This window comes from Verrucomicrobiia bacterium (genome assembly GCA_019694135.1).
Lineage (GTDB): Bacteria > Verrucomicrobiota > Verrucomicrobiia > JADLBR01 > JAIBCM01 > JAIBCM01.
Window position 1 is genome coordinate 142,596 of the sequence record JAIBCM010000005.1, and the last position, 16,956, is coordinate 159,551.

The 16,956-nt window shown below is 41.7% G+C and carries 12 protein-coding genes; 8 read left to right on the forward strand and 4 right to left on the reverse strand.

Translation table 11 applies throughout. The features are described from left to right. The first annotated feature begins 13 nt into the window (after positions 1-13). Positions 14-1,126: a hypothetical protein gene (locus K1X66_08620; protein ID MBX7158431.1), complete on the forward strand. Its 1,113-nt coding sequence runs from the start codon at positions 14-16 to the stop codon at positions 1,124-1,126. Positions 1,127-1,352: 226 nt separating this feature from the next. Continuing rightward, positions 1,353-2,462, forward strand: coding sequence for a hypothetical protein (locus tag K1X66_08625; GenBank protein ID MBX7158432.1), 1,110 nt, complete (start codon positions 1,353-1,355; stop codon positions 2,460-2,462). Between the two features lie 68 nt (positions 2,463-2,530). Here the strand turns inward: K1X66_08625 and K1X66_08630 are convergent, their stop codons facing one another. Further along, positions 2,531-3,394, reverse strand: a complete 864-nt coding sequence (locus K1X66_08630; protein ID MBX7158433.1) for a radical SAM protein — start codon at positions 3,392-3,394, stop codon at positions 2,531-2,533. A gap of 110 nt (positions 3,395-3,504) precedes the next feature. On the opposite strand from K1X66_08630, the gene K1X66_08635 reads away from it, so the two are divergent. Beyond that, positions 3,505-4,146, forward strand: a complete 642-nt coding sequence (locus K1X66_08635) for a phosphatidylserine decarboxylase family protein (protein MBX7158434.1) — start codon at positions 3,505-3,507, stop codon at positions 4,144-4,146. Continuing rightward, positions 4,143-4,937, forward strand: coding sequence for a CDP-diacylglycerol--serine O-phosphatidyltransferase (pssA, locus tag K1X66_08640; protein MBX7158435.1), 795 nt, complete (start codon positions 4,143-4,145; stop codon positions 4,935-4,937). Before K1X66_08635 ends, pssA begins: the two co-directional genes overlap by 4 nt. 62 nt (positions 4,938-4,999) lie before the next feature. Here the strand turns inward: pssA and K1X66_08645 are convergent, their stop codons facing one another. Together K1X66_08645 and K1X66_08650 are read right to left on the reverse strand one after the other, a co-directional pair. Then, positions 5,000-7,189, reverse strand: coding sequence for a hypothetical protein (locus tag K1X66_08645; protein ID MBX7158436.1), 2,190 nt, complete (start codon positions 7,187-7,189; stop codon positions 5,000-5,002). A gap of 199 nt (positions 7,190-7,388) precedes the next feature. Then, entirely contained in the window at positions 7,389-9,500 is a 2,112-nt protein-coding gene (locus tag K1X66_08650; GenBank protein ID MBX7158437.1) for an FG-GAP-like repeat-containing protein, read from the reverse strand. A gap of 294 nt (positions 9,501-9,794) precedes the next feature. On the opposite strand from K1X66_08650, the gene K1X66_08655 reads away from it, so the two are divergent. The 4 genes from K1X66_08655 to K1X66_08670 all read left to right on the forward strand — a co-directional run bounded on the left by K1X66_08655 (position 9,795) and on the right by K1X66_08670 (position 14,840). Beyond that, positions 9,795-10,871 (forward strand): hypothetical protein, encoded by a 1,077-nt coding sequence (locus K1X66_08655; protein MBX7158438.1) that lies wholly within the window; start codon positions 9,795-9,797, stop codon positions 10,869-10,871. 70 nt (positions 10,872-10,941) lie between these two features. After that, a complete protein-coding gene (locus K1X66_08660; GenBank protein MBX7158439.1) occupies positions 10,942-11,967 on the forward strand; it encodes a hypothetical protein in 1,026 nt (341 codons plus the stop codon). 3 nt (positions 11,968-11,970) lie between these two features. Beyond that, positions 11,971-14,319, forward strand: coding sequence for an FTR1 family protein (locus tag K1X66_08665; GenBank protein ID MBX7158440.1), 2,349 nt, complete (start codon positions 11,971-11,973; stop codon positions 14,317-14,319). A gap of 47 nt (positions 14,320-14,366) precedes the next feature. After that, complete coding sequence (locus K1X66_08670) at positions 14,367-14,840, forward strand: transcriptional repressor (protein ID MBX7158441.1); 474 nt, start codon at positions 14,367-14,369, stop codon at positions 14,838-14,840. A 307-nt stretch (positions 14,841-15,147) separates the two neighbouring features. Here the strand turns inward: K1X66_08670 and K1X66_08675 are convergent. After that, the coding region (locus K1X66_08675) for a hypothetical protein (GenBank protein ID MBX7158442.1) at positions 15,148-16,956 on the reverse strand (1,809 nt) is incomplete at its 5' end.

The window sequence follows — 16,956 nt, forward strand, 5'->3', positions numbered from 1 at the left end:
AGGAGATTAAATTATGAAAAAGTTATTAACGTTAACGGCTGCTTTCTTTGTGCTCGGCGGCTTTTATCAAAAATCACAAGCACAAGTTTTTATTAACGTATTACCAACTACTTATAACCAAAACTTTGACTCGTTTGGCACAGCCAACGTAAATTGGACAAATAATGTCACATTACCAGGCTGGTTTATAGAAAAAGAAACTAATGGTGTTACCACTCTCGTCGCAAGTGCAGGTGGTAGTGGTGCTTCTGAAATTTATAATTACGGAGTTGCCGCCGATCCAGATAGAACCTTAGGTTCTATTGCTTCAGCAGACGAATCCGCTTTCTATGGAGTTCAATTCACCAATTCTTCCTCTCAGACTGTTACCAATATAAAAGTCACATATGATGGAGAACAATGGACGAAGGGAAATCTTAATGCCACGATAAATTCCTTACAGGTTTTCTTTCGGGTAGGTGGGACCGGTTTTCTAGCAGACACTAATAATGTCGGTTGGACTGCAGTTTCTGCTTTAAATTTTGACAGTCCTCAAACATTTATAGGAGTTATTCAAGCTCTCAATGGAAATGACGCGACCAATCGAGTTGCAGGCATTACGGCTAATATTCCCGTAAACGTGCCTCCTGGCCAAGAAGTTTGGTTGCGCTGGTATGATCAAAACGATCCCAATGCAGGTGGCGACCATGGTTTAGGCATTGATAATTTGTCTGTTGAATTCCAAGGGCCTGCTTTTGTTCTGATATTTCCTTTGGATGCCACAGTCGAATTAAAGAAGCCTAAATTAACCAAAACTTTAAAGGTTCCTAAAAAAGGATTTCCTATTAAAGGTTTGATTAAAACTACTAACACGGTTTCTGAGGTTTCTTACTTCGCCTTTGGTGGAACGAATGAACCCACTAATGCCGTATTTAAAGTTGCTGGAAAACTCAAAGAGTTTAAGAAAGGCAAAAAATTCAAACAAGGTTATAAATATTTGTTTAAACATAAGGGTAGCGGTAACAAGCCTGGTGAAGGCATTACTGAATCTCCCGTAACTCTGATTGTGCGAGCAAAAGGCACTCAAGGTAGCAATGCTGCTAGTTTGAACACCAACTTTGTCTTTACGGATGTTAAGATAAAATAAAAACTAGTTGATCTTACTTTAAAAACCGGTCCGGCTGCCGCCCGACCGGTTTTTTTATTCTATGATAGCTCACAAGCTAGATAACATTTCTTTCCATTGAAAAAATTTTATCTTATTAAAGTGCATCCTAAAGCATATTTACAGCCTTATTGAAGTGCATCATTTGACAGTTCTCCCTTCATCCATAGCTTGTTTTCCTTAACCTATTAAAAAATGGAGATAAAAAATGAAAAAAATATTAACTATAGCTTTATTAAGCTTAGGTTTTAGTAGTTTCAAGCAAGCTGTTGTAGCTCAAGTTTCGATCAATGTATTGCCAACCACATATAGTCAAAACTTTGATTCATTGGGAAATGCTAATGTAATTTGGTTTGATAATATCACTTTGCCAGGTTGGTTTCTAACTCAGCAAACTAATGCGGTCACTAATCTCGTCGTAAGTGATGGTAACGGCGGCAGTTTTGATTTCTATAATTATGGTTCTGTAGGCGCACCGGATCGCGCCCTAGGATCCATAGCCTCAGTCGACACAACCGCCTTTTATGGTTTAAGATTTACTAATGCTTCACTTCAAACCATTACTAATATGGTTATCGCTTATACAGGTGAGCAATGGAGAGTTGGCAATCTCAATGATGTGATTCCTGACACATTACAATTCTTTTTCCGAGTAGGGGGTACAGATTTTTTAGCCGACACTAATAATGTCGGTTGGACACCTGTACCAACTTTGAACTTTAACAGTCCTCAAAATCCTGGAGGGCCGGGTGTCGCTGTACTCGACGGAAACAATACAACAAATCGCACCCTTGTTTTAGGCAATATTTTAACTATGGTAGCACCTGGAGAAGAGGTGTGGCTCCGTTGGTTTGATAAAGATGATCTCAATGGTGATCACGGTTTAGCTATTGATGATCTATCTGTTGAGTTTCAAGGGCCAAGCTTTGTTCTGATATTACCTCTAGATGCTACGGTCGAACTAAAGAAACCTAAATTAACCAAAACTTTAAAGGTTCCTAAAAAAGGATTTCCTATTAAAGGTTTGATTAAAACTACTAACACGGTTTCTGAGGTTTCTTACTTCGCCTTTGGTGGAACGAATGAACCCACTAATGCCGTATTTAAAGTTGCTGGAAAACTCAAAGAGTTTAAGAAAGGCAAAAAATTCAAACAAGGCTATAAATATCTGTTTAAACATAAGGGTAGCGGTAACAAGCCTGGTGAAGGCATTACTGAATCACCTGTGACTCTGATCATACGAGCAAAAGGCACTCAAGGTAGCAACGCTGCTAGCTTGAACACCAACTTTGTCTTTACGGATGTTAAGATAAAATAAAAACTAGTTGATCTTACTTTAAAACCGTCCCGCCTAGGCGGGACGGTTTTTTTATTGTCACATATAAATCAATTCGCTCCGTAAAAACGTTCGACCTTCAGTCCGCTTTCTTGTTCCACTCGCAAGGCAATAGCGTCAAGTTGCTCATTCGTCAAAGCAGTTGCCCAAGTTTCCGGTGTGGGTCGTGCCACAGTATAAATTTGAATACCTAGAATTTTGCCGCCATTTTTTTGAATACTGGCTAACTGATGAATATAAGCAGAAATCTCTTCATCAGAAGGTGGTTTGCCATGAATTTGAAGAAATAAAGTTTGAATCCAAAGTGGAATCTTGTTAGCGGTTTCAGTAATATTTTTAATAATACGATCCAAGGAAATAGCCGTGCGATTGACCAATTTATAATAAGCAACAGTGCCGGCATCTAATTTAGCCCAAATTTCATGAGGGCCTTGCGCCATTTGTCCAATACCACTTTTTACAACGGGTCGATCCAAGCAGGCTGCATCGGTAATCAAAACCAATTTCACTTCGGAAAGATGAAATTTTTCTCGTGCCCTCCAGGCAATTTCCACCGCTTGATCAAAATGAGAATAAGTCGTAGGTTCACCATCGCCACTAAAGGCAATATCATTCAATCGTCGCCACGTAAGAGGTGCTGAAGAAAATGGCTCATTTTTGAAAAGTTCTTTAGATTGGTAAATTTTAATCATGGACATGAGTTCTTGCTCTAAAATTGCCAAATCTACCTTACGCGTTCGAGGTAAAGCGTTTCGATCCACTTCGCAATAGACACAATCAAAGTTGCAAATTTTATCAGGATTCAAGTTTATGCCAATCGATACCCCTCGAGAGCGTCGCGAAATCACGGGGTAAACATAAAGGAAATCCTGATAACTACGCCGATGATCGAGATGAGCTTGAATGAGATCCATAGTTTAATATACTATTTTGCTCACAAATTAACACAGATTGGCAATAAGGAACGATGCTAAAATGCTAATTATTGACCGGCTGGAAACTGATACAGAAGGCTAATCATTTTATGTCATGGAAAGCTTTGAATGAAGCAAAGGTTTTTCTCCTTTTTTTAGGAGTTGGTATTCTTATTTTTACCCTCTGGAAATATTGGCTGGGAGTGGCTCTTTTGAGTTTAGTTAGCTTAGGAGTTGCTTTATTTTTTCGTGATCCTCATCGCACGATTACTGATGATCCTACTGCGATTGTTTCGCCAGCAGATGGGACCGTAGATGCGATAGAAAATTTGCCTCACATCGAAGCATTGCAAGGTCCCGGCAAAAGAGTTTCGATTTTTCTTTCTGTTTTGGATGTCCATATCAATCGCGTACCTTATGAAGGGACCATCAGATCGATTTCTTATCATCCTGGACGTTTTTTAGACGCGCGCCATGTTGAATCTGCACAACTCAACGAAAATCAGCTCTGGATATTGGAAACTTCCCATGGAACAATCGGCGTCCGACAAATTGCCGGTTTAATTGCCAGACGTATTGTGGGTTGGCGCAAACAAGGCGATGAAGTTAAAACAGGCCAACGTTTAGGCCTAATCAAATTTGGTTCTCGCACCGATTTATATCTTCCTCTTTATACCAAAGTCCAAGTTCAAATCGGACAAAAAGTTAAAGGTGGTGCTACTATCATAGCACAGTGGACTCAATCATTATGAGCGAAGACAATAAAGAAAATTCTTCTAAAATCTATTTACTGCCCAATTTAATGACTGCTGGAAATCTCTTTTGCGGTTTCATGGCTGTTTTACAAATTATTGAAGGAACTTTGCGACAAACCACAGGAGATGTGGGTTGGGAAACGCGTTACACCACAAGTCTGCTTTTTATTCTTGGCGCTTTTATTTTTGATATGCTAGACGGGCGGGTGGCTCGATTAGGTGGCTATGAAAGTCCCTTTGGCCGGGAGTTTGATTCTTTGGCAGATATCGTTTCGTTTGGCTTTGCTCCAGCATTGCTGGTTTTTAAAATTGTGCTAGCGGAATTTCCTAATCGCTTGGGTTGGTTGATTGCTTTTTTTTATTTAGCTTGCGGTGCCTTACGATTAGCGCGTTTTAATGTTGCTGCCAGTCAAGGCAACGGATCGAGCAAAGATTTTACGGGTTTCCCTATTCCCGCAGCGGCGGGTGTGATTGCTTCGATCACTTTAACTTTACTTTATCTTTACGAAAATGAACATCAAATCGGCAACTGGAAATTGCTTTTGCCCTTTCTGATGGTTTTCTTATCTTTTATGATGTTCAGCAAAGTACGCTATCCTAGCTTTAAAACAGTAAACTGGAGAACAGAACGTTCTTTACCGCGCTTTTTAGGAATCATTCTTTTGATTATTCTTGTTGTGCTTTATTGGCAATGGATGTTAACGGTCGTTTTTTTAAGCTATCTTCTTTACGGTTTTTTCCGACCTTTTCTTTCAAAACGAATTAAAGAAGAAATCGAAGAGGAATAATTTTATCTCTAAAATAAAAAAGCCCGTCATATAGACGGGCTCTTTTTGATAAAGGTTAGCTTTTATTTAGGTCCAACAATTTTATATTTTTTCTCTTTCTTAAACAATGTTTTCACTGGATAAGTATTGGTTGAACCTGTCGGCAATAAATCCAAAAGTTGGATCGTTTTACCTTTACGAATTACGACATCCACATCGGAGTTAATTTCTTCAACGTAAGGAGCCGCAGCAAAAGGTTTAAATTTCTTAGGCAACGTGCCGACATTTGTTGTAATGGTTCCAAAAGCAAAGCCGTTTGATTCAGTATTTACAACAGCAATAGCGCTAAACTGTTTTTTCTGTTTCTTAGCGCCTCGCAAAAATATGGCCGGCTCTTCATTGAAACTACCAAATCCTACCACTTTAAATCCTTTTGGATTAGCTCGTTCAATAAAGTTATTGGTATTTACTACGACATTTGTGTTATTAGTGGAAACATTAAATGGCGTGTAATAGAGCCTCATGATCTTTCTCTTCGTCGCAACTAGAACTGTATTGGTGTCAATATAACCTGATGCTCGGATTTTAAATTTCTTAGCCAGAGTCGGTAGTTGAACGCCTGTATTGGTTAATAGAAGATTAGTGGTCACAGTTAATGCAAAAGGCGGTTTTTTACCTTTCTTAAAGATAATTTCCGGTAAATCATCTGCATTCAAGTCTTTAGCCGCTAAAATCTTATGTTTCTTAGGCATTAAAGTTAAAAAGTCTTTGAATTGAAAGGTGTTGGTAGGATTATTACGCGTTAAAATGCGTAATGACCTGCCTTTCTTAAGGAGAATATCGTTCACCTTATCACCATCGAAATCAGCCGTAGCGTCGCGAACGATAGGAATTTCAGTGATATAAAGTTCTGCTTTAGTTTCATCTTCCTGTTGCGAAACATATGCAACGTATTTGGAATCACTGCTCATGGCATAAATACTAACCCCTGCTGTAAAACCGGGTGTATAAGAAAACTCATCGCTAAGTTTAATATTTTCGCCGCCTCTGATCGGCACAAAATAAAGCTCTCTCTTAAGTGCATTTTGTTTATTGGCTACATAGAGCACCGCTTTACCATTGGGTACTACTTGAAAATTCAACACAAATCCATTCACAATAAAAGCATCATTCAAAGAAGTAATAGGTCCTCCATTAACTCTGCTGCTATACAAACGAAAGACACTCGGTTGTTGTTGATCAGCACTATAAATAATGCGATCTCCCTTTTTATTCCAAGCAAAATCTAAGACCTGTTGACTTATATCACTGAACAATGGATTAATTCGACGCTTATCGGCAGGATTAGCGGCTCCGACATAATAAAGATCTCGATGGTTATCTCCTATTGCTTCTTGGCTAAGATAAAGAATACGATTCCCGTCGGCGCTGAAACGAATCCTACCAAAAGCCACATCTTCATCTTGTTCCAAAGGAGCATTTAATTTAATCACGTCGGCTGCTGTGCCGTTAATCGGAACGCTATAAAGCTCATTGGTCGTTTTATTGTCACGATCCATTCGGAAAGCCACTCGACTTCCATTAGGACTAACCTTTAAAAATGTGGTTGTGCTATTTCCACCGCCCGCAGCAGGTGGGCCACTCAGAGAAACTGTAGCTCCGCCTTGGACAGAAACTTTTAAAATTTCGTTGTTGTTTAGAAGAACCGGATCAGCTTCAAAAATAATATTAGCTTCGTCTGGTGTTAGCTCGAAGGAATCAATATCACTAGTTGGTAGGAGTCCATTGATATTGATTATTGCACTCGTTCCAAATTGAGTTGTCTGCGCTTGGAAAAGACGAACTTGTCCTAAGGAAAGTTCATCAGCAATATAAAATACTTGGCTTCCATCTTTTGTGACTTGATAATCTCTTACTGCTCCACCATTGACGCTAATACTACTGACTTGAACCGGTAAACTGTTTCCATCAACTGGAACGCTATATAAATCAAAACGGGTGGGTGACGTTGCGTTCGCAATATAAAAAACACGCGTTCCATCGGGTGAAACTCTTACAGCATTAAGAAAAACACCAGGAGGGAACTGGGTTAAACTAATTGGATTTCCTCCCGTTACGGGAACACTATAAATCTGTCCCAAAAAATTAGTTTCCAAAGTATAAACAACATGTGTGTTATTCAATGCAAACTCTGCACTCACGACTGATGAATTAGGAGGAACAGGTTGACTCAGTTTTAAAATAGCTGCCTGTATCGACAAACCAATACTCAAAATAAAGCTTATTGATAACAGTTTAAATAAAGTTCTACTATCATTTTTCATTCCTAATCCTCCATTTTAATATTCCAAACCTCTTGTTTATAAACAAACCATCTATTAACCTAATATAATCTATTTAAAAAATCAAATAGTTTACTTTATAACTGGGCAAATTTATCCATCTCATTTTTCTTGTCAATGTTTTAATCTATTAACGAGGCCCTAAAACTTTAACTTTCTTCGGAGCGTTAAAAATAACCGTTCCCTCGCCGGATGCCGGCAAGGTAAACGCCCGAACCTCCTTGCCTTTTCTGGTAATCACCTCAACAGTATTGGAGCTCAACGCCGTAACACCAGATGGTTTGGCGCCTTTTGTGACATTACCCAACTGTAAAGAAGTTCCCAAAATAAATTGATTGGACTGAGCTACCAAACCCAAAGCGCTGATCGCACTTCCTTTATTCAACAAAATGGAAGGCTGTCCATTAACTTTTTCAAATCCAAAGACTTTATTTCCTTTTTCCACTTCACCTGTTACTTTTTGACCATTAACTAAAACCTCTAACTTTTTGCCCTTTGAAGAAACAAAAATGGGATTAGCCCCAATACGACCCGAGGCTGTTAATTTAAAACCTTTGCTTAACACAGGGGCCGAAACGGCAGCAGCTTGCTGCTGTAAATCCGACTGAACTGTCACAATACTAATCGATTTACCCTGTCCAAAAACAATTTCTGGTTTGCCGTCACCGTCTAAATCATCACTAGCAAGCACCTTTTGTTTTCCAGATAAGGGTGTGGGAAAATCAACCGTTTGGAAGGCGTCTCCTTCTTTACGAGTCAAAAGCTGCAAAGTTTTCTTACTTTGGATGAGAATATCATTTTTGCCATCCTGATCATAGTCTGAACTTAAGCTGGTTAAATCGGCAATGTATAATTCAACAGTTCCTACAACGTCCTGATCAGCCCAATAAACCACCTTGGAAGAATCGGGACTGACTCGAAAATCCACAACACCACCACCAGCCGCTAAAGATGGATTAATTTTCGCAAAATTTTCCCCATTGAAAGCCACTCGATAAAGTTCAATAGCACCTATCGAGTCTTGATTCGAGCGATAAACAGCCACTTCACCATTAGAAGTAATCTGAAAAGAAACAATCGAACGATCCGCTGGAATATCAGGATTAATTTTTTGCACCTTATCTACGGTAAAATCAATCAAAGGAGAACTAAACAGCTCTTTTAAATTTAACGACTGTTGATCGGCACGATACACAACAGCTTTCTTTGCGTTCACAATGGAAAAATCACTGACATCACCACCAGGGGCAAGAGGTTGATTAAGCTTGGCAAAAATTATACCACCTGTAGCCGGAATAATATAAATCTCATTTTGACCCACAACTTCTTGATCTGATATATAAACCACCTGACTTCCGTCGCTTAAAACAGCATAATCGCTCGCTACATTGCCTCCCATCACCGGAGTGGGTGTAATACCAGCGCCTGTAAAATTATTGCCATCCACATCTACTCCCCATAAACGAAAAGCGCCCCCAAAATGATTGGCACGATACACCACCCGATCCGTGGTAGGGAAAAACTTGAAATCTAATACATCTTCCATCGGAGCGAGAAAATTGCTAATCTTCAAAGAGCCAGGCACTCCAAGCATCACGCTATAAAGCTCCATGATATCATCCGTGTCTTGATCTGCTACATAAACCACATTCGATCCACTGGGACTAAAACCATAATTTTCCGTAACATCTCCCCCGGCCACTAAGGGTGTATTGACTTGGGTTGCAGCTCCACCTCCCACTGGCACTACAAAAAGCTCGAAAACTTCATCGGTAGTCTGATCAGCGCGATAAACCACCTGCGTTCCATCACGACTTAATTGAAAATCCACAACATTACCGCTTCCAGTTAAAGCCCCATTTAATTTGACTGAAGCTCCTCCACCAATCGGAACGCTATAAAGCTCCGCCACTAAAGCATTATCTTTTCGAGCAAGATAAACTACCTGATCTCCGCCCGATGTTACCTTAAAACTCAAAACGCCACCCACAACATTGCCACTTAAATCAACCGGTGCTCCCCCCGTTATCGGAACTGCAAAAAGAGACACCTGACTTAATGCATCCGGTCGAGCAAGATAAACAATCGTAGACACATTCGAACCCCCAGCAAATTCTGCCGATTGGATAACACCTCCCGCCTCAAAAGACTGATTGAGCTTTTTAACCGCCCCTTCCGTTGAAATAATGGCTCCCAAAACTAACCCAATCACCAAAACAACGCCATTAATAAACCCTTTCATAACTTTTTCTCCTTTATCTTTTTATTCTTTTGAATCTTGAAAGTACCATACTAACTTTTTTTACAACAAATCGCAACAAAAATTACAAATGGGCCCTACAATTTTGCCATATCTGAATGGATAGACTAAATCGTGCTAGCATAATTCTTTCGAAAAATTTAAGAAAACAATCTTTAAAGGAACTTTCTTGAATGGTTTTTCATAATATTTATTAAAAATTAATATTTTAAAATAATATAAGTGCTTAAAATAGTATTGATAAGACATTATTCAATCTTATAATTAGTTTTTCTTATGGAAAAAGCCAACATTCCTTCGCCCCTTAAAATTATTAACGTGGCTGGAAATCAAACCGCTAATATTCAGATTGCTGAATTTTACCAAAATGTCACTTATGCGGGTAGTATAGCCACCTTAAAACCCAATCAACCTCAATCTTTCTACGTCTGTTTTGAGTTTCCAGGTTCAACTGACAAACCAACGATTGAAGCCACCATTGAAGTGAGCAACCCCTCCGACCCTTCTCAACCCCTGGAAAAGCTTACCATCACCTTACATCGCGATCCCAATAATTTCGGAAGATTTATTTCCGAAAATTTACTAATGGTTTCCAGCCGCAATGCAGATCAGATTCCAACCGCCAATCATCCAAACGATGGTCCCCTTGACCAAACTCTCTACGGCCAAATCAATTCAACCATTACCGTCTCAATCTCCGATACTTCAATAACACCGCCCAATTCTATTGAGAGAACCACCTACCAAATCTCAGCCTCAATCCGTCCTAAAGACGTAGTTGTCGTCCAACCCATCATCGTTCATGATGAAAATGGAAATCCTTTAGCCACCGAAGTGCAATTAAAACAGTTAATAAACGAGTTAAGAAATGGCATGGCACTTACAGGCACTCAAGTCATTGTAGAAGGAGCCCCAACTACAGTTAAAACAAGTGATTTAGGCATCACCTTCCAAGACGGATTAGACGAGCAAGAAAAGCAAAAATTAACCGATGCCATCCTTTCCAAACCAAGTAACCCTCCCCATATCAAAGTCGCTCTCCTAGGCCATACCGACCTAGGCCCAACTACAACCACACACCATTACAAACTAGACGCCACCGGTAAACAAACCGGTCATCCCGTTGTCTTTGCCCAAAACACAACCCAAGCTCCATTTCTAGCTCAAAATTTTGAATTAATTCGCAAAACAAATACCGCTCTTGCTAATCTGAATGCCGATCCCAACTACCTCCTTTTCAAACAGCCTCCTGCAAATGCCACTCCCCAATCTTCCAAAACACACTCGCGAGATATTTTTGCCACGTCACCTCCTCAACAACAAGTGCCCCCTACCCCAAGCCCAACCCCTTAAAGAAACTTTTTCAAAAAATTAATTCGCAAAAACATTGACATAATTTGATATTGAGACTAAATCTCAATCCATGAAATACGCATATTTATCCTTAATTCTTTCAGTTGTCTGTTTCCATTCTTTACCAGCAACCACTGACATCACCTCCGTCAAAACTTACCTCCTCGACACTGTAGGAAAAATGAAAACTGCATCGATCGACTTCGTAAAAAACGCCGAAGCCTACCAAAAAATTATTCAAACTTATCAAGGTGACTACCAAACCGCCTACCAAAAAGCGCAACCGGAAATCCAAAAACTCATCGCAGCCATGCAAGATAATTATAAAGCCATGGATAGCTTTGGCTACGAAACTGTGGAAGCCATCGTAGCTGGTGTTAGCACCCTCGCCGATTATGATATTTATCTCGACGCCGGAGTTCCTAAAGCCGATGGTCCTGAAAATGTCGCACCCGTCACCTTGAAGCTGAGCAACGGCAAAGTCATCGACCAAGAAGGCTCCTTATTTACCTACTTAATCGAACCCGCTCTCTGGGGCGGCAACCCTCGCTGGTGCGCTCCCCTTGACCTCAACCAAGACGGAAAAATCGCTCCTCGAGAAAGCCTCCCTCAAACAGAATTCATCCTAGCCGTCGCCCAGGATGTCGACCAAAAAATTACCGCACTCCTCCGTGACGCACGCGCCTGGCAACCCACCCAACAAGACTGCTTTAGCGCCCTTGTCCTCATGACACCCACCCTCTCCGACTACTTTGAAGACTGGAAAGAATCACGCTACAGCGATTCCACCTCCGGTCGTTTTAGTGCCGTAAGTCGCTTATCCGACATGGAAGGCATCATGCAAAGCTGCTCCGTTCTTTACAGCGCAGTTCACAACAAAATCACCACCGAAGACAAAGCCTTAGCCAAAGCCATTAAAGTCGGTTTCCATGATATCCTCGACTTCATTGAAAAACTTCAACAAAAAGAAAATAAAGGAGAAATTACCGCAGCAGAAATCGATGAACTCGCCAATCAAGCCAAAGAAAAAACCGATAAACTTCTTCCCCAAATTGAACAAGGCGCTGCCCTCCTCGAAATACAAATCAAAACGTAACCCATGATCTACCTTTCACGAATCTCTCGATTCCTAAAAATAGTCGTTCTTGGGATTATTCTAGGCCCCTCGATCGCTCATGCCGATATCATGGACGACTATTTTACTTTGCAAGCCCAACTCGACGACTCTCTCTTAAACCTCTACGGCAACCAAGCCTCGTCTCTTTCTCCCAAACTAGTCCAAAAATTTTATCAACAACTTCGTCACCCCTCCGCCCAACAACTCGCCAATCAAATTCTAACGGATCTCAACACCTCACCCCTTTCCGCTCCAACCCTCGGCCAAATCCAGGCCAACCTGCAACATATTCTCGCCTTAGAAATGATCCAAGCTCAACGTCAGGGCGATATCCCTACTGCTCAACAATATCGTGCCCTCATCAAACTTCCCAAATATGCCAATGCCACAGAAGGCGCTCTTTCTCTAAAACGCATGGGCAAACAAACCAGCCATCAAGACACCCTCAGCCAACTCCTTGCCAAAGAATATCTCACCTGGCAAACCACTCGCATTCGAGAAAAACTCGATACATTGAATCGTCTCACTCAACAACATCCCACCTTTAACCTTCAACTTCTCCAAGCTCGCACCGTCGAAATACAAACTCTCTCGCAGTTTCCTTCAGAACTTTACAACTGGGCTTTTCTCAAAAAAAATGAAGCCCCGCCTGCTTCATCACAAACTGCCTATCTCCACTTTCTCCAAACTTTATCACAAAACTTTAATGCCGATTTTTTTTCCGAATGGAAAAAAGAAATCGAAACCTCCCTACCCAACCTTCTCACAGCCGACGACATCAATCGACGCGAACGTCTCTTGCTCAAACTACTGCGCCTCATCCCTATGGAATACCAAAGCGGCGTTCGCAATGGAGAAATCACAGTTCCCTTAGAATATCGCGAAGCTGAAACTTTCACTCGTCAAAGTCGCCAAATTCTGGACGAGCTCCTTCCCACCTGGCGAAACACCAAAACTCAAGCGCTCAACCAATACGGAACTCAACTCACTGAAACACTTCAATCCCTAGAAAATGCCATCGCTCAAAAACAAGATCCCAAACAAATCGAAATTCTAGCCAAAAACATCAGCCAACTTCTTCAGAAAGAATTTCAACTTACACTCCTACGTAGTGGAAAATCTTCTGACGTAATTGAAGAAACCGTGTTGGAAGTGCGCTCCCTTCTCACCCAATCCCTCCAAGCCGCCCAAGCCGCGCGCTGGAACGATGCCAAAAACCTGCGTCTTGAAGCCTACACCACTTTTGATTTAGAAATTGAAAAACGCACTCTGCCCCGCGATCCCGAACTTGCCTTAAGAGCCGAACACAGCTTCCTCGAGGGCACTCCCACTCAACCTGGTATTAAAGCCGCTCTCGATGCGCGCGTGCGTGGAGAAGCACTGACCCAAGCTTATGCTCAAACCTTAGCCGCTTTAGAAGAATGCCATGCCTTATTAAAAGTTAATCTCTCTCCCACCGCTGCTATTTATACCACAATCACCATCATTACCCGTGAAGGTTTAGAAGCTGTCGTCATCTTGGCCGCACTCCTAGCCGGATTGCGCGGTCCCGCTAACCAACGCATTCGACACCGTGTCATCAATGGAGCATGGCTAGCATTGGGCACAACAGTTCTTACTTTTTGGCTATCACGCTCTCTTATCGAATCCCTAAGTCGCTACGGAGAAAAGTTAGAAGCCGTTATCTCCATTTTTGCCGTTATCATTCTTCTCATGGTTACGAACTGGGTTTTTCACAAAGTCTATTGGGTCCAATGGAACGCACGACTCCGCAGCCTAAGCAAAGCTGTTCAAGACGGCAGTGGATCATCCTGGGAAAGCTTAGCTTTGATCGGTGTTGGTTTCATGACCATTTATCGCGAAGGCTTTGAAACCTCGCTCTTCCTCCAATCCCTCATCCTCGAAGCCGGCATGCGCACCGTGGGCATCGGCGTTCTCATCGGCTGCGGCATCATTGCCTTACTCGGGTGGATTGTTTTCGCCATCGGCGCCCATTTACCTTACCGCAAACTACTTGTCTTCACCGGCATCCTCGTAGTTTCCATTCTCCTTACCTTCATCGGTTCTACAGTTCGACTCTTTCAAACCGTAGGCTGGCTATCCATCCATCCCATCTCAAGCCTAGAAATTCCAAGCTGGATGGGAGTATGGCTCGGACTCTACCCATCTTGGGAGGGCATGCTCTTACCCGTAGTCGGTATTGGTTACGTGGCAGTCATGTGGTTCTACGTCAAAATCACTTCCCTAGTGAAACAACGTAAAATGGAAGAAAAAATACAAAGCGATATCACTGACCCATCCGATTCAACCCTGACAACCTCAGTTGTATAATAAAGACTATGTTGACTCTAACTTCATCTGTCGCCACATTTAAAACAATGGATTCTGAAATAAAACAGAAGCTTCAACTTTTTTTTGATGCAAAAGAAATCCGTCTCACTTCTCAACGCGAAGCGATCATTGAAGCAGCTTTCGGCACCAATCGCCATTTTACAGCTGAAGAACTCCTTGATATGGCTCGCGAACGCGATGCGAGCGTTTCTCGCGCCACCGTTTACCGTACTCTCCCCCTTTTAGTTGAAAGCGGCCTCATTAAAGAAATGGATTTTGGAAAAGCTTACAAATTTTACGATCCTAATTACGCTACTCATCCCAATCACAATCATCTGATCTGTGTCGATTGCGATAAAATTGTCGAATTTGAAGATCCCATCATCGAAAAACGTGAAAATGAAATCAGTCGATCTCTAGGATTTTTGCCAGAAAATAAAAGCGTTCAGATTCGTGCTACCTGCCAGGAATTAAAAAATTCTGGCGCCTGCGCTAACAAAGCCAACTGCGAAAGAAAATAAATAGATTTTGGTGTCTCCGCTCAACTGGCCATATTCACGCTTACATAAAGCGCTAACTGTTTTCCTAAGATGCGAATCCTGCTTAATTGTCATCCTCGGTTCAAGCCCCATAACTGTACGAAGTGCTTCAATTATCTCTTATTTAGCTAAGAAAAACCTCTTGTCATTCCGACTCGATCGGGAATCCATTTTATTCCACTGATCCCCGGGTGAACCCGAGGATGACCTGAAACAAAACATAAATTCCCCAAGTTTGAAAATAAAAAAGCTCAGAGTTTTTCTCTGAGCTTTTTTATTTTTGATCAATTTATTGCGGCGCCACAACTTTACCCAACTTCTTAGTTGTCTTAAAGGCGGGTGTGCCCAAAGTAGTTGCACCATAGTTCACAACCCCCACATTCTTGCCTTTACTAATAATGAGTTTAGCCGTTGCAGTATTGGTTCCTGCCACCGCTCCTCTTACCTTGTACTTCTTATCAAAGACTGGCCCCGCTTGTGGTTCATTGCCTTCCCCAGCGATAAACGGGGCATTCGTCGGAATATCGTAAAAGAAGAGTTTTTTACCCTTAGCCAAAACCAAAGAACTTACCGCATTGCTCGTTGTTCCAATTCGAGCAATCAATCCGACCACTTTAGGATTCGCTTTCTTGGTGCTCACTAAAGCTGCGCTGGTATAACTTGGTGATAACAAGGCTCCTATTGTCTTACCTTGTTGCGTAACAATATCGACCAATCCATCCCCGTTGATATCACCAGAAGCCACCACTTTAGTCTTTGGACTTCCCACGCTACCTAAAGTTATATTGCTACTAGCTGTAAAGTTACTACCCAACAACAACGCACTGACAGAGGCTTTATTTTGTACAATCAAAGCGTTATTACTATTAATAACATTAGCACCCACAATTTTATCTTTCTTATTCAATGTAATTTTCTTAGAGGCATCGACTCCGCCAGCAGGAAAAGCAATTAATGTTGCTGTCTTCTTTTTCTGCGTCACTAGATCCAGTGTTCCGTCGCCGTCTAAATCTCCCGTAAAACCTGTCGCACTCGGAGTAACAATTACCACATTGGATTGGCCCACAGTTAAATTTAAAATTTTCGTATCCACGCCTGCATCATTAGTAGCAGATAAGGTTATGGGAAATACTCCTACGGTATTAGGCACGCCTGTTATCACATTGCTATTTAACGTTGCCCAACCCGGCAATCCACTAGCGCCATAACCGGTAATCGGTTCATTCGTCGCCGTAATGGTATAACTAAAATTGCTCACCCCTATGGTCGTCGCAGCAACTAAAGGACTGGTAATAACCGGTGGCAAAATAGCAGTAACATATAACTCAAAAGTTTGATCCAAATCTTGGTCAGCGCGATAAATCAAAGGGTTGCCCGCTGGATGAATCACAAAAGTAGTGACATCACCATTCATTGCCAGGGGCGCATTAAGCTTAGTATTAGCTCCCCCCGTAATAGCAACTCGATACAATTCAATAACCGTATCGGTGTCTTGATCCGCTCGGTAAACGACTTGTGAACTATCCGGACTAATTTGAAAACCCGCTTGCACATTTCCATTCATCACTAAAGCACCATTTAACTTCGTGCTGCCCGTCGCCGCAATTTGTGCGCTATAAAGTTCGACAACATTATCTGTGTCTTGATCAGCCAAATAGACCACTCGCGCGCTATCAGCACTCACTTGGAACCCAGTAGGAAATACAACATCTCCATTGGCCACTAAAGCGCTATTTAACTTCGTGCTACCCGTAGCTGCAATCTGCGCGCTATAAAGTTCAAAAACATTATCCGTATCTTGATCAGCCCGAAAAACTACTCGCGTGCTATCCGGAGTAACTTGAAAATCGGTTACATCCCCATTGGCTACTAAAGCGCTATTTAATTTTGTACTACCTGTCGCTGCAATCTGCGCACTGTAAAGTTCATTCACGGTATCAGTATCTTGGTCAGCCAGATAAACAACCCGTGCGCTATCCGCGCTAATTTGAAAACCTCCCGCTACATCCCCATTGGCCACTAAAGCGCTATTTAATTTTGTACTGCCTGTCGCTGCAATCTGCGCACTGTAAAGTTCATTCACGGTATCAGTATCTTG

Excerpts from the sequence above, each read along its gene's own strand:
- K1X66_08630 (MBX7158433.1), bottom strand. The coding sequence starts at position 3,394 with ATGGATCTCATTCAAGCTCATCTCGATCATCGGCGTAGTTATCAGGAT.
- K1X66_08625 (MBX7158432.1), top strand. The coding sequence starts at position 1,353 with ATGAAAAAAATATTAACTATAGCTTTATTAAGCTTAGGTTTTAGTAGT.
- K1X66_08650 (MBX7158437.1), bottom strand. The coding sequence starts at position 9,500 with ATGAAAGGGTTTATTAATGGCGTTGTTTTGGTGATTGGGTTAGTTTTG.
- K1X66_08665 (MBX7158440.1), top strand. The coding sequence starts at position 11,971 with ATGATCTACCTTTCACGAATCTCTCGATTCCTAAAAATAGTCGTTCTT.
- K1X66_08635 (MBX7158434.1), top strand. The coding sequence starts at position 3,505 with ATGTCATGGAAAGCTTTGAATGAAGCAAAGGTTTTTCTCCTTTTTTTA.
- K1X66_08620 (MBX7158431.1), top strand. The coding sequence starts at position 14 with ATGAAAAAGTTATTAACGTTAACGGCTGCTTTCTTTGTGCTCGGCGGC.
- pssA (MBX7158435.1), top strand. The coding sequence starts at position 4,143 with ATGAGCGAAGACAATAAAGAAAATTCTTCTAAAATCTATTTACTGCCC.
- K1X66_08670 (MBX7158441.1), top strand. The coding sequence starts at position 14,367 with ATGGATTCTGAAATAAAACAGAAGCTTCAACTTTTTTTTGATGCAAAA.
- K1X66_08655 (MBX7158438.1), top strand. The coding sequence starts at position 9,795 with ATGGAAAAAGCCAACATTCCTTCGCCCCTTAAAATTATTAACGTGGCT.
- K1X66_08660 (MBX7158439.1), top strand. The coding sequence starts at position 10,942 with ATGAAATACGCATATTTATCCTTAATTCTTTCAGTTGTCTGTTTCCAT.